Annotated in this window: 20 protein-coding genes; 6 read left to right on the forward strand and 14 right to left on the reverse strand. The window is 53.7% G+C overall.

What is annotated here, in order from left to right:
• Positions 1-8: 8 nt before the first annotated feature.
• The 3 genes from cydB (ETV65_RS14320) to ETV65_RS14330 form a co-directional block, all read right to left on the reverse strand.
• Positions 9-1,013 (reverse strand): cytochrome d ubiquinol oxidase subunit II, encoded by a 1,005-nt coding sequence (gene cydB, locus ETV65_RS14320; protein WP_129953490.1) that lies wholly within the window; start codon positions 1,011-1,013, stop codon positions 9-11.
• Positions 1,006-2,439, reverse strand: a complete 1,434-nt coding sequence (locus ETV65_RS14325) for a cytochrome ubiquinol oxidase subunit I (RefSeq protein ID WP_129953491.1) — start codon at positions 2,437-2,439, stop codon at positions 1,006-1,008. Before ETV65_RS14325 ends, cydB (ETV65_RS14320) begins: the two co-directional genes overlap by 8 nt.
• Before the next feature lie 533 nt (positions 2,440-2,972).
• A complete protein-coding gene (locus ETV65_RS14330) occupies positions 2,973-4,211 on the reverse strand; it encodes an MFS transporter (RefSeq protein ID WP_129953492.1) in 1,239 nt (412 codons plus the stop codon).
• A gap of 60 nt (positions 4,212-4,271) precedes the next feature.
• On the opposite strand from ETV65_RS14330, the gene ETV65_RS14335 reads away from it, so the two are divergent.
• The gene (locus tag ETV65_RS14335) at positions 4,272-5,258 is read left to right on the forward strand and encodes an AraC family transcriptional regulator (protein WP_129953493.1); all 987 of its coding nucleotides are present in this window, start codon (positions 4,272-4,274) and stop codon (positions 5,256-5,258) included.
• Positions 5,259-5,323: 65 nt separating this feature from the next.
• On the opposite strand, the gene ETV65_RS14340 is transcribed toward ETV65_RS14335, so the two are convergent.
• Together ETV65_RS14340 and ETV65_RS14345 are read right to left on the reverse strand one after the other, a co-directional pair.
• Positions 5,324-6,223, reverse strand: coding sequence for a proline iminopeptidase-family hydrolase (locus tag ETV65_RS14340; RefSeq protein ID WP_129953494.1), 900 nt, complete (start codon positions 6,221-6,223; stop codon positions 5,324-5,326).
• Positions 6,224-6,312: 89 nt separating this feature from the next.
• Positions 6,313-7,068 carry a LuxR family transcriptional regulator gene (locus ETV65_RS14345; RefSeq protein WP_129953495.1) on the reverse strand — a complete coding sequence of 252 codons (756 nt, stop codon included), beginning with the start codon at positions 7,066-7,068 and terminating at the stop codon, positions 6,313-6,315.
• A 227-nt stretch (positions 7,069-7,295) separates the two neighbouring features.
• Here ETV65_RS14345 and ETV65_RS14350 point away from each other — a divergent pair, with 227 nt between their 5' ends.
• Genes ETV65_RS14350 through ETV65_RS14370 form a run of 5 tightly spaced genes read left to right on the forward strand, consistent with a single transcriptional unit; the run spans position 7,296 to position 12,593 of the window.
• Positions 7,296-8,234, forward strand: a complete 939-nt coding sequence (locus ETV65_RS14350; RefSeq protein WP_129953496.1) for an ABC transporter permease — start codon at positions 7,296-7,298, stop codon at positions 8,232-8,234.
• Entirely contained in the window at positions 8,231-9,091 is an 861-nt protein-coding gene (locus ETV65_RS14355) for an ABC transporter permease (RefSeq protein ID WP_129953497.1), read from the forward strand. Before ETV65_RS14350 ends, ETV65_RS14355 begins: the two co-directional genes overlap by 4 nt.
• Positions 9,088-10,065: an ABC transporter ATP-binding protein gene (locus ETV65_RS14360; protein WP_129953498.1), complete on the forward strand. Its 978-nt coding sequence runs from the start codon at positions 9,088-9,090 to the stop codon at positions 10,063-10,065. The genes ETV65_RS14355 and ETV65_RS14360 overlap by 4 nt, the downstream gene beginning before the upstream one ends.
• Positions 10,049-11,098, forward strand: coding sequence for an oligopeptide/dipeptide ABC transporter ATP-binding protein (locus ETV65_RS14365; RefSeq protein WP_129953499.1), 1,050 nt, complete (start codon positions 10,049-10,051; stop codon positions 11,096-11,098). Before ETV65_RS14360 ends, ETV65_RS14365 begins: the two co-directional genes overlap by 17 nt.
• Positions 11,079-12,593 carry an ABC transporter substrate-binding protein gene (locus ETV65_RS14370; RefSeq protein ID WP_129953500.1) on the forward strand — a complete coding sequence of 505 codons (1,515 nt, stop codon included), beginning with the start codon at positions 11,079-11,081 and terminating at the stop codon, positions 12,591-12,593. Before ETV65_RS14365 ends, ETV65_RS14370 begins: the two co-directional genes overlap by 20 nt.
• A 191-nt stretch (positions 12,594-12,784) precedes the next feature.
• On the opposite strand, the gene ETV65_RS14375 is transcribed toward ETV65_RS14370, so the two are convergent.
• The 9 genes from ETV65_RS14375 to ETV65_RS14415 all read right to left on the reverse strand — a co-directional run bounded on the left by ETV65_RS14375 (position 12,785) and on the right by ETV65_RS14415 (position 21,851).
• On the reverse strand, positions 12,785-12,949 hold the full coding sequence (locus tag ETV65_RS14375; protein WP_129953501.1) for a DUF2474 domain-containing protein: 165 nt from the start codon (positions 12,947-12,949) through the stop codon (positions 12,785-12,787).
• An 11-nt stretch (positions 12,950-12,960) separates the two neighbouring features.
• Positions 12,961-13,968: a cytochrome d ubiquinol oxidase subunit II gene (cydB, locus tag ETV65_RS14380; RefSeq protein ID WP_129953502.1), complete on the reverse strand. Its 1,008-nt coding sequence runs from the start codon at positions 13,966-13,968 to the stop codon at positions 12,961-12,963.
• Positions 13,969-13,970: 2 nt separating this feature from the next.
• A complete protein-coding gene (locus ETV65_RS14385; protein ID WP_129953503.1) occupies positions 13,971-15,395 on the reverse strand; it encodes a cytochrome ubiquinol oxidase subunit I in 1,425 nt (474 codons plus the stop codon).
• A gap of 673 nt (positions 15,396-16,068) precedes the next feature.
• Positions 16,069-17,436 carry a VasL domain-containing protein gene (locus tag ETV65_RS14390; protein ID WP_129953504.1) on the reverse strand — a complete coding sequence of 456 codons (1,368 nt, stop codon included), beginning with the start codon at positions 17,434-17,436 and terminating at the stop codon, positions 16,069-16,071.
• An 11-nt stretch (positions 17,437-17,447) separates the two neighbouring features.
• Positions 17,448-17,876 carry a type VI secretion system baseplate subunit TssE gene (gene tssE / locus ETV65_RS14395; RefSeq protein WP_129953505.1) on the reverse strand — a complete coding sequence of 143 codons (429 nt, stop codon included), beginning with the start codon at positions 17,874-17,876 and terminating at the stop codon, positions 17,448-17,450.
• Position 17,877: 1 nt separating this feature from the next.
• Positions 17,878-18,375: a type VI secretion system lipoprotein TssJ gene (gene tssJ / locus ETV65_RS14400; protein WP_129953739.1), complete on the reverse strand. Its 498-nt coding sequence runs from the start codon at positions 18,373-18,375 to the stop codon at positions 17,878-17,880.
• A 19-nt stretch (positions 18,376-18,394) separates the two neighbouring features.
• Complete coding sequence (gene tssG / locus ETV65_RS14405; protein ID WP_129953506.1) at positions 18,395-19,492, reverse strand: type VI secretion system baseplate subunit TssG; 1,098 nt, start codon at positions 19,490-19,492, stop codon at positions 18,395-18,397.
• Positions 19,456-21,219: a type VI secretion system baseplate subunit TssF gene (gene tssF, locus ETV65_RS14410; RefSeq protein WP_129953507.1), complete on the reverse strand. Its 1,764-nt coding sequence runs from the start codon at positions 21,217-21,219 to the stop codon at positions 19,456-19,458. Before tssF ends, tssG begins: the two co-directional genes overlap by 37 nt.
• 449 nt (positions 21,220-21,668) lie before the next feature.
• Complete coding sequence (locus tag ETV65_RS14415) at positions 21,669-21,851, reverse strand: hypothetical protein (RefSeq protein WP_129953508.1); 183 nt, start codon at positions 21,849-21,851, stop codon at positions 21,669-21,671.
• Positions 21,852-21,880 lie beyond the last annotated feature (29 nt).

Here is a 21,880-nt window from a genome sequence, read left to right on the forward strand (position 1 = left end):
TATTCAGATCAATGATAACCCTCGTTTTCCTTGATTTTCCCGCGGAACACGTAATAACTCCAGAAGGTATAAATCAGGATAACGGGAATAATGACCATCGCGCCAACCAGCATAAATGCCAGACTTTTTGGAGACGACGCTGCATCCCAAATTGAGATGGACGGAGGAATAATATTCGGCCAGATACTGATCCCGAGCCCCGAAAATCCGAGGAAAACAAGCGCGAGAGTCAGCAGGAACGGCATATAGTGCGCGTGACTTTTTATCGCCCGCAAAATTCCCCAGGTACAGGCTAAGACCAGGATGGGTACAGGCAGAAATGCGATCAGATTTGGCATGCTGAACCAGCGATGCGCGATATCGGCATGCGTCAGCGGTGTCCAGATACTGATAATACCTATGATCGCCAGCAAGGTGATGACCAGGGGTCTGGCGAGTCTGCACATTTTCTGATGCAGGGAATTTTCGGTTTTCATGATAAGCCAGGTACAGCCGAGCAGCGCGTAGGCGACCACCAGGCCAACGCCACAGAAAAGGGGGAAGGGAGCCAGCCAGCTTAATGCCGGGCCGGTAAACGTCCTGCCCGTGACCTCAAAACCATTGAGCACGGTGCCGACGGCTATCCCCTGACTGAAGGTGGCCACGATCGAGCCTGCAATAAATGATTTGTCCCAGAACGGACGATGCTTCTCCGTGGCTTTGAAACGAAATTCAAACGCCACACCGCGGAATATCAGACCGAAAAGCATCAGGGTTAACGGGACGGAAAGTGCATCGGCGATAACCGAATAGGCCAGCGGGAAGGCACCGTATAAGGCTGCACCGCCCAGTACCAGCCAGGTTTCATTACCGTCCCAGACCGGCGCAACGGTGTTGACCATCATGTCGCGTTCGGTTTTGTCTTTATTGAACGGGAATAAAATGCCAATACCCAGATCAAAGCCATCCATCACGATGTACATCAGGTTCGCAAATACGATAATGGCAAACCATATAACAGTATAATCAATCATGGTTTTTATTTCCCCCGGCGGTGTTCAACCCTTCATGTGCAGCAGACAGCGGACGTGCGGGTGTGCTTTTCTTACCGGGTCCGCCGTGCGAAACCTCATCGCCTTCACCGGTCACCGGCCCTTTCTTAATCAGGCGCATAAGATAGACGTATCCGATACCAAAGACGGATGAATAAACCAGCAGGAAAGCTAACAGGCTGAGGCTCATGTGCATTTCACCGTGTGCGGAAACAGCATCACGGGTGCGCTGAACGCCATAAACGACCCATGGCTGTCGGCCAATTTCAGTGGTAAACCAGCCTGCCAGCAGGGCAATCAGACCGGAAGGCCCCATCAGCAAGGTAAACCAAAGGAAAGGACGGGACTGATAAAGCCTCTTTTTATAACGCAGCCAGGCACCCAGCACACCGGCTGTGATCATCAGCAGACCGAGAGCCACCATCACCCGGAAAGACCAGAAAATGACCGGTGAGAAAGGGCGATCTTCTTTCGGGAAACTTTTCAGCGCGGGCACTTGTTTCTCCAAACTATGCGTGAGGATCAGGCTGCCCAGATAGGGGACCTCAAGCGCATATTTCGTCCGTTCCTGTTGCATATCCGGCATGCCGAACAGAATTAACGGCGTGGACTCTCCGGGCCGGTTTTCCCAGTGGCCTTCGATTGCTGCAATTTTCGCGGGTTGATGTTCCAGAGTATTCAGGCCGTGGGCATCGCCGACCATTGCCTGAATGGGGGCGACGAACAACGCCATCCACAACGCCATGGAAAACATTTTCCGAACCGCTGGCGTATCGTTGCCGCGAAGCAGGTGCCAGGCACCCGAGGCGCCGACAAAGAACGCACTGGCGAGGAATGCCGCGATGGACATATGGAACAGGCGATAAGGAAATGACGGATTAAAAATGATTTTAAACCAGTCCGTTGGCACTACGACGCCATTCACAATTTCATAGCCTTGCGGGGTATGCATCCAGCTGTTCGACGCCAGGATCCAAAAGGTAGAGATAAGGGTGCCCAGCGCCACCATGCAGGTAGCAAAGAAATGCAGGCCCGGTCCGACCCGGTTCCAGCCAAACAACATCACGCCCAGAAAACCCGCTTCCAGGAAGAAGGCGGTGAGTACTTCATAAGTCAGTAAAGGGCCGGTGATACTGCCGGCAAATTGCGAGAACCCGCTCCAGTTAGTGCCGAACTGGTACGCCATGACCAGCCCTGACACAACGCCCATACCAAAGTTAACAGCAAAAATTTTGGACCAGAAATGATAAAGATCCCGATAACTGCGATGGCCAGTTTTCAGCCACATTCCTTCAAGCACAGCCAGAAAACTTGCCAGCCCGATCGTAATGGCAGGAAATATGATGTGAAAAGAAACGGTGAAAGCGAATTGTATTCTTGCCAGGTGAAAAGCATCTAATCCAAACATTGCTTACATCCCCTATAGAGAAAATGGGACAAGTTAATTAAACGTAACATAAATTGTATACTTGCGATTTATACGGATTTTAGTCGAAACGATTGTGCACTGAGATTATTTTTAGAAGTAGATACAGTTTCGTGAAAAAGTACTATAACAGTTCAGGTGGTTTTATTTTTTATATTAATAATTCAATGGTTTGTTATCATGGTTGTTCACGGGTTCAAAATGATTTTATTTCCCGGCTACATTGTATGAAAATTGAAAACATTGTTGCTACCACAATATAATCTATTGATTAATAAGTTTTTATGTCTTATCCGTTTGTTTTACCTACGCCGGGAATAAAACGTACCTCTAAAACGCAGACTCAATTTTAATATAACTGTTATAGCCCTGACCTGTTCACGGAAATAAGCCGGAAACAGTTTTAACATGATGATAAATTGAGTATTTGAACACGATAGCAACAATGTTTGTGTGGAATTAATTTTAGTTATTTTTAGGAATTTACTGAAAGATTGTCAGCGTATTTCCTGACGCTATCCGTGCTGGAAGGACGCGCTTTCTGCACCGTCTCCGGACAGACCGACCCTGACGCACAAGGCAATGATCAGCGCGGCACTTAACATCACAATACCCGCGGTAATAAATACCCCGGAGATCCCCCCCAGTCCGAACATGACACCTCCCAGTGCCGCACCGGCCGCGATAGAAGATTGCACGGCAGCCACCACCATGCCTCCTGCGCTCTCAGCCTGATCGGGCACCGAGCGGGTTACCCAGTTTGACCAGGCGACGGGCACACCGCCGAATGCCAGCCCCCAGAGCAAAACCAGCAGAGTGAGCCCGGTTATCTGAACGGGCAGTAATATCATTCCCAATGCCGCGATGCCGACCAGGCAAGGCATCACAATGAGCGTCAGACGAAGGCTGTAAGTCATTACCCAGCCAGCCAGCAATGTACCTGCAAAATTGGCCACACCGAATCCGAGCAAGAGCAGGGCCAGTCCGCCCGCATCAATATGACTCACGCTTTCCAGAGAAGGGCGAATATACGTAAACAGGGCATACTGACCGGTATGTGCCAGCACGCAACCAAACATCCCCGTTGCAATGCCGGGACGGCGCAGTAAGGTTAAGACTGATTCTGTATGCGTAACCTGACGGGGAGCCATGCGCGGTAATGTGAACCACTGAAAAGCAAGCGTGACCCCTCCCACCAGAGCCGCGGCAATAAACGCGCTGCGCCAGCCATAGAGCTCACCGAGAAAACTTCCCAGCGGCACCGAAACGACGGTTCCTACGGCGATGCCACTGAAGATAACCGACAGGGCTCTCGGCACGAATTTCTCCGGAACCAGCCGCATCGCCACCGCTGCGGCCATACTCCAGAATCCGCCCAGCGCGACGCCAAGAAGGATCCGCATCACCAGCAACACGACAAGGCTTGAGGAAAGGGCGACCAGCAGGTTTGAGGCGATCATCAGCACGGTAAAACTTAACAGGACGGTTCTGCGGTCAAGCTTACGCGTCAGACCCGGAACCAGCAGCCCGGCAAACAGCGCGATAACAGCGGTGACCGTCACCGCCTGACCCGCTAAGGCTTCCGTCACCTGCAGGTCTGAGGCCATGGGCGTTAACAGGCTGGCTGGCAGGTATTCCGCCGTGAGCAAGCCGAACACGCCCATGGTGAGGGAGAAGACGGCCATCCACGCCGGCGGAGCCTGTTGCACATCTCGTTGGATCGCGGGCGCTGAGCCCTGCGTTTTATGATTCATTTCAAACATTCCTGAAAATTAACGTAGCGCAAATTCTAGGCAGGATGGTTGAGATGATCTATGATTCGTAATCCTTGTTTTTTGACTATTACTCCTGAAATGACACAGCACGATCCCTTTGCCCTTTCTTCTGACCTGATCAGTGAACTCCTGACAGGCATGCGTCTGCGCGGTGTGCAATATCGTCGCATCCAGACCGGCCCTGAGTTTGGCATGGCTTTCAAACCGAGGCCCGGCCATGCTTATTTTCACTATCTTGCCGTCGGTTCTGCTGTCCTTAAAACCGGGGATGGCGTGCTTCACCCCTTGTCTGCCGGTGATGTCGTTTTTCTGCCGCATGGAATGGCACATCAGCTTCTTTCTGAACCAGACAATACCGCTCAGGATATTGACGACTTCGATGTCGCGCCCCTGGGAGAAGCGGTGAGTGGTGTGGATACCTGCCCGAGTACGGACACGATACCGGGCGCGATTCTTTTTTATGGCTGCATGGAGTTTGATCTGGGCGGAATGCAAAGTCTGGGCAAACTGATGCCGGATACCATGGTGGCGGATGCCAAAGGCGAACGTTATCCCGGACTGTTGCCGGTAATTGACGCAATGAAACGTGAAATATGCTCCGGCCGCATCGGCTTTGCAGGCATTCTGGCCCGGCTTGCGGAAGTTGCCGCGGCAATGATTGTCCGGGGGTGGGTTGAATGCGGATGTGAAAATGCCTCGGGCATTGCCGCTGCATTGCGGGAGCCACGGCTGGCAAAGGCAATTCTGGCGCTGCACCGGCAGCCGGGCAGGAACTGGACAGTGGCGGAGCTGGCGGCAGAGTCGCACATCTCGCGCTCGGTTTTCGCCGCGCGTTTTCAAACCATGATTGGCGTATCGCCGTTGCGTTACGTGACAGAACTGCGGATGCAACTCGCCACGCAGTGGCTCGCAGACAGCAAGATCCCTATCGAGACCGTCGCGTTTCGTCTGGGTTATACCTCACAGGCCGCTTTTAGCCGGGCTTATAAGCGCATTTCCGGGCAATCGCCCGGTGCCAGCCGTTAATCAATCTGCGAATAACTCCCTTTCAGGCTGCTTCGGCATAATGTCGACGCAGCCTTTAAGCGTTATCAGAGTGAGCCGTGGCTCGCCAAAAATCCTTCCACGCATTTCATACAGGCTTCACGTTCCTCGACGTGTGGCATGTGGCTCGAATTTTCGAAAATCACCCATTCGGCGTCTTTGATGAAATCCGCGAACGGTTGCACCACTTCGGGGGCCGCTTCGTCGTAGCGACCGGAAATCAGCAATACCGGCACATTAATGGCGGGCAGACGGTCGATCACCGTCCAGTTTTTCATGCTGCCGATAACGTGGAATTCGGTCGGGCCGTTCATGGCGAGATACACGGTCGGATCCTGGTCCATTGCCGCAAAAGTGCGTTTTACTTCCTCCGGCCACGGATCGAGGCGGCAGACATGACGGGCATAAAACACCTGCGACGCGGCTTTGTATTCCGCGCTGTCGAGGGTTCCGGCGGCTTCATGTGCCAGTAAGGTTTCCTGAACGTCCGGCGGCAGTTCGCTGCGCAGGCGGGCGGCGGCCTGCAGCCAGAGTGCCATTGAGGCCGGAGAGTTGGCAATGACCAGCGCTTTCAGGCCCGGGGGTTGGGTAACAGCGTGTTCAGCACCGAGCATGCCGCCCCAGGACTGACCGAGCAGCGCGTAATCCTTTTCAATACCCAGATGGCGTAGCAGATTGTCCAGTTCCGCCAGAAAAAATGACGGCTGCCAGAAGTCAGCCGGTTTGTCAGGAAGGTGCGTCGAGCGGCCATTACCAATCTGATCATAATGGATCACCGCGCGGCCGGTTTCGGCGATATCGCGGAAAGCATCGACGTAATCATGGGTGCAGCCGGGGCCGCCGTGGGCAATGACCAGCGGCGTTTTGCCACTGTTTAAATCGCCACAGATGCGATACCAGGTCTGGTATTCCTGAAACGATGCATAGCCTTCAGTGATGTTGTACATTTTGTTTCCCCTGCCGGTGAATAATCTTTACAGGGTAAACATCGGGGCTGCGCTGAACAGCTAGTAAAAAAGATAGAAAACCGGGCAGATCAGCTGTCGAGCAAACGGTAATGCATCGCGCGCACTACCGCCTGCACACGGTTACTGGCACCCAGTTTACGGGTTGCGGTATTAAGATGCAGCGTGACCGTGGCAATTGACCGGCTGAGTTTGCGGGCAATCTCTTTGGCGGTTAACCCTTGCGCGGCCCACGTCAGACATTCGCGTTCGCGCTTGCTTAAATGCACATGGCGGCAGGTGAGAATGCTGCTGTCGAACAGGGGAAACACGCACTCCTGAAAGGTCAGCGCCAGCAGGCTCAGTTCGGCCAGTACATCATGAATATCCAGCTCATGCCCCGCACCGGTATGAATGCCCGTGACGGTCACAAAGCCACCGTTAGGTAAATGCAGTGGCACCGTTGCACCGCTCGGCATGTTGTTATCGCACATGTAATGGGTAACCGGTTTATTGAGCTCACTGAGTCGGTTTTGCAGCGAAGTATTGTCCGGGCGTTGATAAGACCAGACAAAGGGTGCGCAGCTTTCGAGGGCGTAATGCTGTACCGGATCGACCTGATAATACCCGCTCTCCAGCCATAATCTCTGCATATCGCCGGGCACATTGCACATCCTCAACAACGACGGCGTGATCAGCTCGCCCTGGAGCGTTCGCGGTACCGGCGTGTAATCGTAAATCAGGGCATCAAACCCCAGGCGCGAGGTCTGGGCGAAAAGCTGATCAAACGCACCATCAACGGTGGTTTCCCGTAAAGACACTGCACTCTCTTGCACCGCGAGCTTCATGAATTTATCTCCACATCATTTCTTTCCGGGCTAAATAGGCTGATCGGGCATCGATTTTGCTCAACCTCACTTGTTAAAGAAAAGTTATGCAATCGCGGTGCCACATCGCTGCGGGTGCAAACCTAGTATTTTTGCTAACTACCGGGGGAGTCTGGCTGCGGCTAACGTAAAGCCACAGGGGAAAAGACTCTCGCTCTGCACCAGAAACTGCCATTAAGAGGATTGTCATGCACCGTTACCGATTTTTGTTATGGCGACCGCTGCAACTGCTGCCGGTGTTGCTGGGGATAAGTATGCTGACTTTCGCGATGGTGCGTGCCATACCTGGCGATCCGGCGCGGATCCTGCTCGGGGTGCGCAGCACACCGGAAGCTATTGCCCGCATCCGTTTGCAGTACGGGCTGGATCTGCCGGTCTGGCAGCAATATCTCTATTTTCTGCGCAATCTGTTTCATGGCGAGATGGGCAAATCACTGATTTACCGCGTGGATACGCTGAAGCTTATCATGTCGCGTATTGAACCCACGCTGTATCTGGTGCTCGGCAGCGTGGTGCTGGCGATGCTGTTCACCGTGCCGCTGGCGGCCGGGGCGGCGCGACATCGCGGGCGGCTGGCGGATCAGGTGATCCGTTTACTTTCTACTATCGGCCTCGGATTACCGGCGTTCTGGCTGGCGATCATGATGATTTTGCTGTTCAGCCTGTCACTCGGCTGGTTTCCGGTGTCGGGCTATGGCAGCGACTTTGGTGAGCGGGTTCATCATCTGTTTCTGCCGTGCCTGACCGTTGCGCTGGCGCTGTCGGCGGTACTGACCCGTAACCTTCGCGCCAGTCTGCTGATGGAGTTACAGAATGATTACGTTACCGCCGCCCGTGCGCGGGGACAGAACGAAAACCGTATTTTCTGGCGACATGTGATGCCCAACTCGCTGGTGCCGACGGTCAATCTGCTGGCGGTGAATATCGGCTGGCTGATTGGCAGCACGGTGGTGATTGAAAGCGTATTTGCCATTCCCGGCATGGGGCAACTGCTGGTGAAAGCCATTATCAGCCGCGATTACATGGTGGTGCAGGGGGTGGTACTGGTGTTTGCGCTGGCGACGGTCGCAGTGAATTTGCTGGCGGACTTACTGACTGTGGCGCTGGATCCGAGGGTGAAGCTATGAGCATGGCCGAAAAGATTGCGACACAGCGAATGGGATATTTTCATCTGCGCTGGTTGCCGCGCCAGCAGGCGTTACGGCTGGGGATTGTGATGCTCAGTGTCTGGGTTCTGATTGCGCTGCTCAGCCCGTGGATCGCGCCGTTTGACCCGATAGCGCAGGATGCATCAGTGACACTGTCACCGCCATCGTTCACCCATCCTTTCGGCACCGATAACTTTGGCCGCGACATTCTTTCCCGTGTGATGTGGGGCGCACGGATTGATCTGCAAATCTGTCTGATTGGCGTCATTTTTCCGTTTATCTTCGGCACGCTGACCGGCGCGTTTGCGGGGTATCTCGGCGGTGCAGTGGACACCTTTTTCATGCGGGTGATAGACGTGGTGCTGGCGTTTCCTTTTCTGGTGCTGATGCTGTCGATTATTGCCATTCTCGGGCCGGGACTGGGCAGTTTTTATATCGCGATGGCCATGGTCGGCTGGGTGTCGTATGCCCGTCTGGTGCGCTCGCAGGTGCTGACGCTGAAATACCGGGATTTTATTCTGGCCGCGCGCAGCCTGGGCTACAGCCATCCGCGTATCTTACTTTTGCATTTGCTGCCCAATGCGCTGACCAGTTCGCTGGTGTTCTCAATGTCCGACTGCGTGCTGGTGTTACTCAGCGGCGCGTCGGTGAGTTATCTCGGCCTCGGCGTTCAGCCGCCGGTCGCAGAATGGGGTGTGATGGTCGCTGAAGGCCAGAGTTTTATTACCACGGCGTGGTGGATAACAACCTTCCCCGGCCTGGCGATTGTGGTGCTGGCGATGAGTTTCAGCCTGCTGGCGGACGGACTGGGTGACAAACTGGGGGAGCGACCATGACGTTAATGCAGGTTTCCGGCCTGACCATTGAAGACCGGCAGGGTGTGGCGCTGGTAGACAGGCTTTCGCTGACGCTGAATGCGGGGGATATTCTCGGACTGGTTGGCGAAAGCGGTTCCGGTAAAACGCTGAGTTGCCGTGCCATGATGCGCCTGCTGCCGGGCGAAGGGCTGCATATCCGCACCGGCGAAATCCGCCTGAACGGTACCGATTTACTGACCCTGAGCGATAAACGCATGACGGCCATTCGCGGGCGCGAAATTGGCATGATTTTCCAGAATCCGGCCAGTCATCTGAATCCGGTGATGACCATCGGCCAGCAGATTGCCGAAAGCCGCCGTCTGCATTTTGGGGCCAGCCGCCGTGAGGCACAGGGACAGGCAGTGGAACTGCTGCGTCAGGTCGGTATTCCGGACCCACAGCGACGGGCAGATAACTACCCGCATGAGTTTTCCGGCGGCATGCGTCAGCGGGCAATGATCGCCGTGGCGCTGGCCTGCGAACCAAAAATGCTGATTGCCGACGAACCGACCACGGCGCTGGATGTCACCGTACAGATGCAGATTTTGCATCTGCTCCGCGATCTGCGTGACCGGCTGGGTATCGCCATCATTCTGATTACTCATGATCTGGGCGTGGTGGCACAAACCTGTGACCGCATCGCGGTGATGTACGGCGGACGTTTGTGTGAAACCGGTGAAAAACGCCCGGTACTGGCACAGGCACTGCATCCGTACACCCGTGGCCTGATTGACTGCCAGCCGGTCAGCGAAGGTGGCGCCGGACGGCTGATCACGTTACCCGGTCAGCCGCCGGTAGCGGCACGATTCCCGTCCGGTTGCCGTTTTCATCCGCGCTGTGCGCAGGCGACGGCGTTGTGCCGGGACAGCCAGCCCGCGATGCAAACGGGCAGCCACGCCACCGCCTGTCATCATCCGCTGATCCACGGGAGGGGAAATGAATCATTTGCCTGATCTCACTGTGCAACCTTACCCGCTACTCGAAGTGGAAGATCTTTGCGTGACGTTTCCGGTTTCCGGTTTTGGTTTTAAAAAGCGCCACGTTCAGGCTGTGAATGGCGTATCACTGCACATCCGTGCAGGCGAAACGCTGGGGCTGGTTGGTGAATCAGGCAGCGGAAAAAGTACCCTTGGCCGGGCGATGTTGCAGCTGGAAAACACCAGCGCCGGACGGGTTCGCTTTAACGGGCAACTGATTACCGAAGGTATGAAACCCGACATTGCCCGTCTGCGCCGGCAAACCGCCATGATCTTTCAGGATCCGTTTTCCTCACTCAATCCGCGCCAGACGATTGGCGAAAGTATCGGCGAGGTGCTGCGGGTACACAGGAAAGTGACGAAAGCGGAGATTCCCGCGCGGATTAATACGCTGCTGACCCTGGTCGGGCTAAGCCCGGAACATGCCACACGCCGTCCGCAGGCATTGAGCGGCGGGCAATGTCAGCGCGCCGGTATTGCCCGTGCGCTGGCTATCGAACCGCGCCTGATCGTCGCCGATGAATGTGTTGCGGCGCTGGATGTGTCGATTCAGGCGCAGATTATCAATCTGCTGATGGATCTGCGTGAAAGTATGGGTCTGGCGATCCTGTTTATCGCCCATGATCTGGCGATTGTGCGCCGCCTGTGTGACCGCGTAGCGGTGATGTACCTCGGGCGTATTGTCGAAAGCGGGCCGACGCAAACGGTGTTTAGCGCGCCGCGACATCCGTATACCGCCGCGCTGGTGGCGGCCATTCCTGAAATCGACCCCGACCGGCCGCTGCCGGAGCATCCGTTACAGGGTGAACCACCCAGCCCGGTTTCGCTGCCTGCGGGCTGCGCTTTCCATCCACGCTGTGCCTTTGCGCTGCCTGAGTGCAGACAGGGTGCGGCACCCGAAACCCGGCACATTGCCGACCATGCCTTCGCCTGTGTTCTTGAAAACCACAAAAGCGACGGAATTAATCCGATGACTGAAGGAATGTTATATGAAACAAAAGCATTTTAACGTTGTGGCCGCCGGAGTGCTGCTGGCGCTGAGTCTGGTCAGCGAAATGGCGCAAGCGGCGGGGGTGCTGACCATTGGTCGTCGTGAAGACAGCACTACATTTGATCCGATCAGGTCAGCGCAAAACGCCGATAACTGGGTGTTCTCCAATGTCTTTGATCCGCTGGTGCGTGTTGATAACACCGGCACCAAACTGCTGCCGGGTCTGGCGGAAAGCTGGACGATTTCGCCGGACGGCAAAACCTATACGCTGAAAATGCGTGAGGCGAAATTCTCTGATGGCACGCCGGTGACCGCTTCCGATGCGGTGTTCAGCCTGACGCGTATCCGTGATGATGCCGGATCGCTGTGGAAGGATTCGTACAGTATTATCGATACGCTGAAAGCCCCCGACGCTCATACGTTGATCATTACCCTGAAAACACCGTCGGCGGCGTTTCTGTCGCAGCTGGCGCTGCCGAATGCCTCGGTGATTTCGCAACAGGCGCTGACCAAACAGGGTGCGGATGACTTTGCGGAACATCCGGTCGGTTCCGGCGCGTTCAGCGTGAAAGAGTGGACACGCGGCGAGAAAGTTGAACTGGTGAAAAACCCGTATTACTGGGATGCCGCGAAAGTGAAACTCGATGGTGTCGAGTGGCTGACGCTGCCGGATGACAATACCCGCATGCTGAAAGTGCAGGCCGGAGAAATTGACGCGGCGCTGTCGATCCCGTTCTCACGCATTTCATCGCTGCAAAAAGATCCGAAACTGGCGGTCGAACTGGATACCTCTACCCGTGAGGATCACCTGCTGATCAACCATTCCCACGGGGATTTGGGCAAAGTGGAAGTGCGTCAGGCGCTGGATTTCGCCATCGATAAAAAAGCCATTATCGATACCGTGACGTTCGGTTACGGCAAAATCGCCAACTCCTACATTCCTGACGGGGCGCTGTATCATTACGCCGGTAACCTGCAACGCCCGTATGATCCGGAAAAAGCCAAACAACTGCTGGCGGCGGCCGGGGTGAAAAACCTGACCCTGAAATATCTGGTGAATGCCGGTGATGAGGTGGATGAACAGATTGCCGTACTGCTGCAACAGCAACTGGCAAAAGCCGGGATCACTGCCAACTTACAGAAAGTGGATCCGAGCCAGAGCTGGGACATGTTAGTGGCGGGAGATTATGACATTTCGGTGATGTACTGGACTAACGACATTCTCGACCCGGATCAGAAAACCACCTTTACGCTGGGCCACGACTCGAACATGAATTACATGACGCGTTATCACAATGACAAAGTGAAAGCGCTGGTGGCTGCCGCCCGGGTGGAAATGGATCCGAAGAAGCGTGAGCAGATGTACATCGATTTGCAGAAAATGGCGAAAGCCGACGTGAACTGGATTGACCTGTATTACAGCCCGTATCGCAACGTGACGCGTAAAAATATCAAAGATTTCCACCAGAATCCGTTAGGGCGTTTCACGCTTGAGGAGACGGTGAAAGAATAAGAAATCCTGCACCAGGGAGATAATAAGAAAGTTGAGACAAAAGTCTGTTTTGTTGTTTTTAGCCCGCTTCCGAGCGGGCTTTTTGTTGCCGAAATCTGCCATTTCCGGGTTTTGTCCGGCTGCTGCCGGAGAAATAAAAAGGGAGAAGGCAGAGCAGTGTCGTCTGCTAAACCCCCTCCGACTTTCTGCACTTAATGACTTCTCATTCCCGCCGCAAACATCAGCAGATGAAACACCGATGCCACAACAAATAACGCCAGCACGCTGCCGCCCCAGATGACGGCCATCCAGCCGACACGTTTTAAAAACGGGGCTTTAGTAATGTTATTGCCATCCATTTTTCTGATGAGATTCATAATGCGATTCCTCAGTGATAACCCTGATCCGGCGTGACTTTCCCGCGGAACACGTAGTAGCTCCAGAAGGTGTACACCAAAATAATCGGGATGATGAACAGGGCGCCGACCAGGATAAAGCCCTGACTTTGTGGCGGTGAAGCGGCCTCCCAGATAGAAATGGACGGCGGGATGATGTTCGGCCAGATGCTGATCCCCAGGCCGGTATAGCCCAGGAACACCAGCGCCAGTGTCAGCAGGAAGGGCGCATGATGCGCATTTTTACTGATGGCACGGAACATCCACACCGAGACCAGCACCACCAGCACCGGTACCGGCAGGAACCCATAAAGGTTAGGGCGCGAGAACCAGCGGGTGGCGATATCAGTGTGCGTCAGCGGCGTCCACAGGCTGACGGCCAGCGTCACCAGCAGGAATACCACCAGCAGCGGTTTGGCGATTTTGTGCATCGCTTCCTGCAATTCGCCCTGGGTTTTCATGATAAGCCAGGTGCAGCCGAGCAGGGCATAAGCCACCACCAGCGCAAAACCACAGAACAGCGTAAACGGTGTCAGCCAGTCCAGTGCGCCACCAGCGTAAGTGCGATTCACTACCGGAATGCCGTTGATCACAGCACCCAGCACCACGCCCTGACAGAAGGTGGCGATCACCGATCCGCAGATGAAGGATTTATCCCACACGTGACGTTTGGCCGGGCTGGCTTTGAAACGAAATTCAAATGCCACACCACGGAAGATCAGACCAAACAGCATCAGGGTCAGCGGAATAGTCAGTGCATCCAGAATCACCGAGTAGGCCAGCGGGAATGCACCATAAAGCGCCGCACCGCCGAGCACCAGCCAGGTTTCGTTACCATCCCATACCGGCGCAACGGTGTTCATCATTACGTCACGGTCGTGCTCTTTTTTGACCAGCGGGAACAGCAGACCGATGCCCAGGTCGAAGCCGTCCATCACGATATACATCATCACGCCGAAGATGATGATCAAAAACCAGATCAGCGGTAAGTCGATACCCATTATCAAGCTTCCTTATTTTCGTCGGTCAGTGATTCGGAAATAGCAGACAGCGGACGTGCGGGCGTGCGGTGCTGGCCGGGACCTCCGTGATCAACAGCTTCTCCTTCATGCGCCTGCGGACCCTTGCGGATCAGACGCATCATATAGCCGTAACCGACACCAAACACCGAGCAATAGATGACGATGAACAGGATCAGACTGACGCTCATTTGCAGCACATTATGGTTAGAGACCGCATCTTTAGTACGCAGCAGGCCGTAAACCACCCACGGCTGACGCCCCATTTCCGTGGTGATCCACCCCGCCAGTAACGCCAGCAGACCGGAAGGCCCCATCAGGAAAGCAAAGCGCAGGAACGCTTTAGAGGTATACATTTTGCCGCCACGGCGCAGGATCAGGCTCAGTACACCCAGCAAAATCATCAGCATGCCGAGACCGGCCATGATGCGGAAGGTGTAGAAGATAACCGAAGAGTTCGGGCGGTCTTCTTTCGGGAAGGATTTCAGCGCCGGGATCTGATGCGTCAGGCTGTGCGTCAGGATCAGACTGCCCAGATACGGGATTTCAATCGCGTAACGGGTTTCTTCACGGTTCATATCCGGATAACCAATCAGCACCAGCGGGGACGGTTTGTTGTCTTTATTTTCCCAGTGACCTTCAATGGCCGCGATTTTGGCGGGCTGATATTTCAGGGTATTCAGACCGTGGGCATCGCCGAGGAATGCCTGAATGGGCGAGACGATCAGCGCCATCCACATCGCCATCGATAACATGGTGCGGATGGCTGGCGTATCGCGACCGCGCAACAAATGCCAGGCCGCAGCAGACCCGACGAAGAATGCAGAGGCGAGGAACGCGGCAGTGGTCATATGCATTAAGCGGAACGGGAAGGACGGGTTGAAGATAATCTTCATCCAGCTGACCGGAACCACCAGATTATTAACAATTTCATAGCCCTGTGGGGTCTGCATCCAGCTGTTGGAGGCGAGGATCCAGAATGTCGACATCAATGTGCCGAGCGCTACCATACAGGTCGAGAAGAAGTGCAGGCCAGGTCCGACGCGGTTCCAGCCGAACAGCATCACGCCGAGGAAACCGGCTTCCAGGAAGAACGCGGTTAACACCTCGTACGTCAGCAGCGGGCCGGTAATACTGCCCGCAAAGGAGGAGAACATGCTCCAGTTGGTACCAAACTGGTAAGCCATCACCAGACCGGAGACCACGCCCATACCGAAGTTAACGGCAAAGATTTTCGACCAGAAATGATACAGGTCGCGATAAGCCTCTTTCTTTGTTTTCAGCCACATGCCTTCCAGGACAGCCAGAAAACTGGCAAGCCCGATAGTAATAGCGGGAAAAATGATATGAAAAGAGACGGTGAAGGCGAACTGGATACGGGCCAGTTCTAGCGCATCAAGACCAAACATAACAACCTCTTTTTGTGTGTCAGGTTACCCTTCCAAACAGTAATACCGGTACGGGAACCGGCGATGTCTGACATTCGCAGGTGAAGTCTAGAATGAAAGGGGGGACTGCCGGGGTTTCGCGAGAAGCCGATTTAAGCACAGCGTGTGAGGGGATTAACAGGGACGGTTCCGCAGGGAAATTAGTCGTTGAAACACTTTCAGCGCGGTTAAAACGCAAGAGTGGAAAAACTAATTTTGCGGGAAAGCGGCAGCAGGGGAATTAACCCCAAAAACTAAGGGGCCAAGTTGTTGCATTGATCTGGATCAAAAAGTTTTGATGTTTTTCAAATGTAATTTCTCTGCATCGGGTAATGGCTTGTTGTGTGCAAAATTGGTAACAAGAAAGTTAAATCAGCAGTGGCGACAGCGCATTCCTATTTTTAATGCAATGTAAATTTATGTCATCGATTTTGCCCAAAAAAGCAGCCGTAAGGTAATGCTTGTAGCATTTTTTTACATTTGAGCCGCAAGGCGGAATGAATAAAAACAGCAGTGCTCCATGCTTTCGTCCGGAATTAACCGGACGGGTATATAAGAGGTAAGCCGCTGCGGGCGTCAGGGCCGGGCTGGTTTCCGCGCCACCTGTTAGGCCCGGCCCCGGTAAAAAAACGGCCTGAATATCAGCAGCCTGTCTTCACCGTGCAGCTACCGGTAAGGTCTCGATAAGTAAGGCGTACCGGTTCAGTAACTGCGTAAACTGATTGTCGAGTTGCAGTATCAGCTGTGGCGGGATAGCCGTATTCTGTTGCCGCATATCGGCGAGTTTTCTCAGTGATTCCTCAACCGGCGGGGCACTGTTCAGCGCCTGCTGGATAGCGAATACCGACGATTTGAGCTGCGAAACGGTCATGTATTTACCGCGTTGTTCATCCAGCCCGTTGAGTTTGTCCGCCAGTTGCTGCAACTGAGCATTCGCCTGTTGCCAGCCGTTGAGACTTTCCGGCGGCACGGCGCTGGCATTCAGTTGCTGTGTCCAGTTTTTTGCCAGTGCGGCGGTGGCGGGATTATCAGGCCACAGTATCAGTGCCTGGCTGACCAGATGTGACCCGGTATCCTGCGCCCAGTGCGGCGACAAGGCTGCCAGCTGGCGCGTTTGCTGCTGCGCGGCAGCCAGAAACGCCGGTGCTTCACGATGCAACATTTCAGCCTGCTGGTTTTTCATTGTTTCCAGTGTCTGGGCATTCAGGGGCTGTGGTATTACCGGCAGCGTCGCCATCAGTTGCTCACCGGATAGCGGATGATAAAACGCCGTGATAGCTGTGCAGACTCCGCCACCAGCCAGCAACGTTGCCATGATGCCGGCGAGAAAACCTTTCCACTGAACCGGGTGTTTAATCGTCACGTGCGGGGCAACTTTCTCCTGCAGTTCTGCGGGCTCAGTCTGTGCGACATAAACCCACTGCTCGCGGGCTTGCGTAGCCCATTTTTTTTCTGTGTTCTCTGGTGCCGCCGCAGGCAATACGATTGTCGTATCACTGGCCGCGTGCATATTTTCCAGCCTCACGGCAGCCCCGTGCAGAAAACTGCTCAGTGCTTCCAGCTGGCTGATGTGTTTAAGTTCAAGGCGCTGCAAAACATCACACAATGCAGTGATCAGTTTCTCCGCCTCATAAATAGCTGATAAATCATGATATTCCAGCGTCATGCTGCGCAATATCTGCTGCAGGCGCTGGCTCAGACCCGAGAGTATTTCCATCCGCGCGTGAGCCGGATGCGGCCACAATCCCGTCCACTGACGGGAGAGTAATGCCTCGAGGATCGCGAGCCCTTCATTTAATCCTGACATACCCGCTGACCGCGTTCTGGCCTGTGTGTACCACGACGCCGTTTGCAGTTCGATGCCATTTTGCTGGAACAGGTTCAGGCATAACTGCTCCACTTTTTGCCAGTGCACATCCGGGCGTGCCGGATGGGTTAACTTGCTCATTTCTTCGCGTAAAACGGCGTAATCAGCCAGCGCACGCGGGTCACCCCCGGTGCGCAGCTGGCGTTCAATCGACATAATCGTTTTCCTTAACTGACGTAATTCTGCTGTTTCATATGGCGCATCAGCACACGGCCTTCCGGCATAAATTCCGTACCGAAACGCACTAAGCCAAGCTCTTTCAGCTCGGCGTCAATGGCATATTCAAGATGCCCTGGTCTGGATTGTGGCAATAAAATCACGTGCAGCTTTTTGATGCGCGGCTCGTATTTCAGCAGGGTTTCTGACAAGACATCCAGCAGTGAATGTGCCGTGCCGGGCATTCCGTGCAGGATTTTACTCATATCCGGCAGGCCGTAATCCGGCAGATGGCTGAGCGTTCCGGCGCGACAGTTGAGAATGCGCTGCATGTTGTCGAGCACGGAGAGGATCACCTGATTTTCTTCGCTGACGTTGTGCAGATCGAGGCCACCGGCAAAGTTGCCGAGCAGCATTTCGTAGAGTGAGGGTTGTGACATATCACTTGTCCTTCAGCGGCAGCAAACTCATTCCCTGGTTATTGAGTTCAATCTGGCGCGCCTTATCCGGATCCAGATCGTCTCGGCTCAGCACGATACGCCAGGTATTGTTCTTCATATCTGGCGACAGGAACATGCCTGCGACTGCCACATACTGCGCTTTTTCATCCAACGGCGTGTCGATAGTGACAGCCGAACCCGGACGGATCCGAATGTCCTTTCCTGCCAGCAGATCGGCGTTAATTGCCTGACTGTCTTGTGCAAAAAGCGACGGATAATCAGTATCATCAAACACTTTGCGATCTTTTAACTGATAGATGCGCACTACGGTGGAGAGCGGAGCACCGCTGGTATTGTTGTTGATGGCGTCGCGCGCCTTAATATCCAGGTGCAGCGTTTTCACCTGCTTGTAAAAAATGGATTTGGTCATGGCGACGGTGCCGTTGCTGACTTTTTGGGTCAGTCCGCATCCGCCCAGTGTGGATACCATTGCCAGCATCAGTAATGTAAAACGGGTTTTACCAGCGATAGTCGCCATATTCATCAGTCTCCCTTCGATGAAGATTTTCCTGAGCGCGCTGATAGCGGCCCAGATTAATAGTGATCACTTCAGTTTTATTTTGGGCCGCAGATGTAATCCTTAACCTGCGCATCACTGCGGTTCTTCCCAGCAGCACACCGGATTTTTCCGGCTGGCAGGAAAGTTTTGCATCGGGCAGCAGCGCGCGTGACACCGACAGTTGTAAACGGACGTGCAACCGGGAGCCAAGATACACCTGCAACAACGCCAGCAAATCGGTGTAAAGCTGGCCACCCGGAAGCCATTCACGGGCTTCATCCGGATTTTCAGTGGTCAGTTTCAGCAGAACCTGACAGTTCACATCGACGGTCTGGCGCCCCATCACCGGGCTGCTGCTCATACTGACCGGCGCGCTGGCACTCATGGTCAATTGCTTGCGCAGGGGAATAATGCAGCGGTCATGCGCCAGTATCTGCGCCTGTGTATCCGGTGCCAGCAACTGAACCAATGCGATAATGCCTTCGCTGGTGCGTGTCGGCAGCCGCATCATACTGGTGAGCGCCAGAAAGCGGGAAGCCGGCGTGGCAATCTCTTGCGCACATCCTTCTATGCCCAGCCCGCAAAGACTCAGCAGATATTTCGAGGTTTTATCTGTCCCGCCGGGTGTAAAAGTGGCGGGATATGAGTATTTGCGCCAGATTCGGTAATACTGGGTGATCAGCCGGTGGTTGAAAATATCGAGAAAGTCGCTGACCGCTTCGTAACCGTCGCGACGCTGGGTAATGTCGTCGATATACGCGGTTGGCAGCGGTGATTCCACACCATACAGCCCCATAAATGTGGTACGGATAGTCGGCGGAAGATGCGGATGTTCCGGCATTTCCACCCGTTTAAACTCGCTGGCCGGAAATCCCATCCCCGGATGCGGTCGAAAACGCACCGGGTCGTGTCTGACCTGCCACTGGCTGCCCAGCGCCGGGGCATCTGGCTGGCTTTGTTCCAGCAACTGACAAAAACGATAAAACTGGGTATAGGGCAGTTTATCTTGAAGTTGCTCGATCAGCCGGGCAGGCGCTGATTGTGATTCTCTTTCCATCGGATACATTTCCCGGCAGGCTGAACGATAAGGGTTAACTGATTGAATAAATGGATATCAGCATAAAGCGCAAAGAAGCGGTTGAGCATTTCCCCGAACAGATGAATATCGCCTTCACCGGTAAAGCCGTTGCCATCCAGCGTGACTTCGATATCAATGCCGCGCAGCAAAAAACCTTTCTCAAAACGTTGGATCTGGTGGTGTTGTACCCGCTGAATAGCATCCAGGCGGCGGTTGTTCAGCTCATCGCTCTGCCAGTTGTAAAGCTCCAGCGTGCCGCGCAACACTTTCGCGCTGCTCATCAGATTAAGGTAACTGGAGCCCAGGTGGCTGAGCACCCGCCACTGGAAGTGATCTTCCGCCGGAGGATAGGAGGGCAGCGTCGGTTTGCTGAGATTTCGGACTTTCAGTGGTATCTGTAATACGGCTTCACAACGGTCAAGCAAAGTGCTTTGCAACGCTTTGCGTGGCAACTGACCGTTAGTGCCGGTAATTTTCAGGGAGACGGGCTCGCGGGTGAATTCGCGATCGACTTCCCATTGCTGTCCGCCGAGGATCAACCATGTATCATGCAGCCCGGTCACGCCGCGTTTTACGCGAGTGTGGAAATAACGCTCCGGCGCATGGCGTCTTTGCATGCCGCCGCGATGACGGAAGCTGGTGAAGGGCACGTAGGTTGCGTCCGACGTTCGCTGTGAGCCTGTTACAGAATCGACAGAATAAATTTCGGTATGACCGTCCTGTAACCGGCGCGGCCGCAGCAGATATTCATTTTCCATTCCGTTAATAATCAGCGGATCGGCTTCCAGTGTGAACAGGTTGATCACCGGCACACAATGCAGCGCCATGGCTTCATCGGTGACAGGCAGGTCGCTTTGCCACTGACTGTTGAAAACCACCTCCAGATCCAAGTGAGCGATCCCGGCGGGCAAGGTCACTGATTCCAGTCCGTTAAGATGCACGAACATGAATTTTTCGCGGAAGGTGAAATACTCCAGCAGCAACTGATAGCCACTGAACGCACTTTCACCTTTTGGCCACAACAGATCTTCATCCGAAAATCCGCCGGGCGAGAACCAGCCATCCAGTTTGATACGGTCAGCCTGATTAGGCAGGCGTATATACAGCGCCGCCTGACGGCGGGTGAGGGCCAGATGCAGCGCACTGCTGACGGGAGCTTCTCCGGGCAGATAAAAACACAGACGATGTAAATCGACCTGCGACCAGTCAGTCTGCGTGCTGCAGGTTAGTCTTACTCGCAGCACCGAACGCCCGTCCGGCTCGGTCGCCATGACCACTTTCGAAACGGCCAACGGGTTAAGCGTCATGTCGCGCGTAGTGCGGTACTGACAGACGGTATTTTTAGGACCGACAGGGCGGGAATAGATTTCCAAACCTGCGGGCACTGTTTCGGCCATCTTCATCAATGGTACGTCCGGGCTCAGCGACACAATGGAAAGCGACGGTATGGTACGCAGATAGTGCGGCCATAACATGCTCACCAGCCCTTCAGTAAATTCCGGCAGGTCATCATCAATTTTTTCACGCAGCCGTCCCATCGAGAAGGCAAAGCCCTCAAACAGGCGTTCAACATAAGGATCAGGTGTACCGGATTTATCGAGATCAAGCATCGCGGCGCGATCAGGATGAGTTTGTGCAAACTCTTTTGCCGCATCACGCAAATAGCGTAATTCGGCGTCGTAATAATGCAGGGTTTGGTCTTTCATTTTATTCTCTGTGAAAACGTCAATGATGTTTGCTAATTATTGTGAAAAAAACCAGCACCAAATAGAACAATAAATACCATTTGAGACAGTATATTCTGGTCAATGAAGCTCCATAGTTATGATGCATTCATGAAAAATAGACATTGTAATTTCTGAATTAAATATTGCCCAACCACAATCTTTACTAATTAGGTTTTTCTTAGGTTGATAATTATTTCTAAAAAGTTTTTTAAAACTTAACATTTTGCATGCCCAGCATGTCGACATATTTTCTGGAAATTTTGCGTTGATTTTATTTGCGAAGGAAGATAAATCGCTATCAACTTCAGTAATAAAAATAACATCACCTTCTCCGACCATTTGTTACAAGATATGAAAAATATGTGAATCCACCTCCAGAGGTTTAATAAAACTATATCTGAATTCGTTATAATAGCGGGTGTTACCTATTATAATAAATGCGCCTGCTTTTTTAAGGAAATAGTCACTATTGGGTCGCCCGCGTGACTATGGGCAAAACTCTTACCGTAAAGCAGTTCTGATTTCAGCCTTGTGGCAAGCATTTCTTTTTCTGATTTAGATTCTGGGGCGTATATAACGAGGTACTTATACCCTTTAATCCGTTGAGTCATTTTGTTCATCCCTGTTAATTCATCCGTTG

This window comes from Rahnella sp. RFA10(1/100) (genome assembly GCF_004195115.1).
Taxonomy (GTDB): Bacteria; Pseudomonadota; Gammaproteobacteria; order Enterobacterales; family Enterobacteriaceae; genus Rahnella; species Rahnella perminowiae.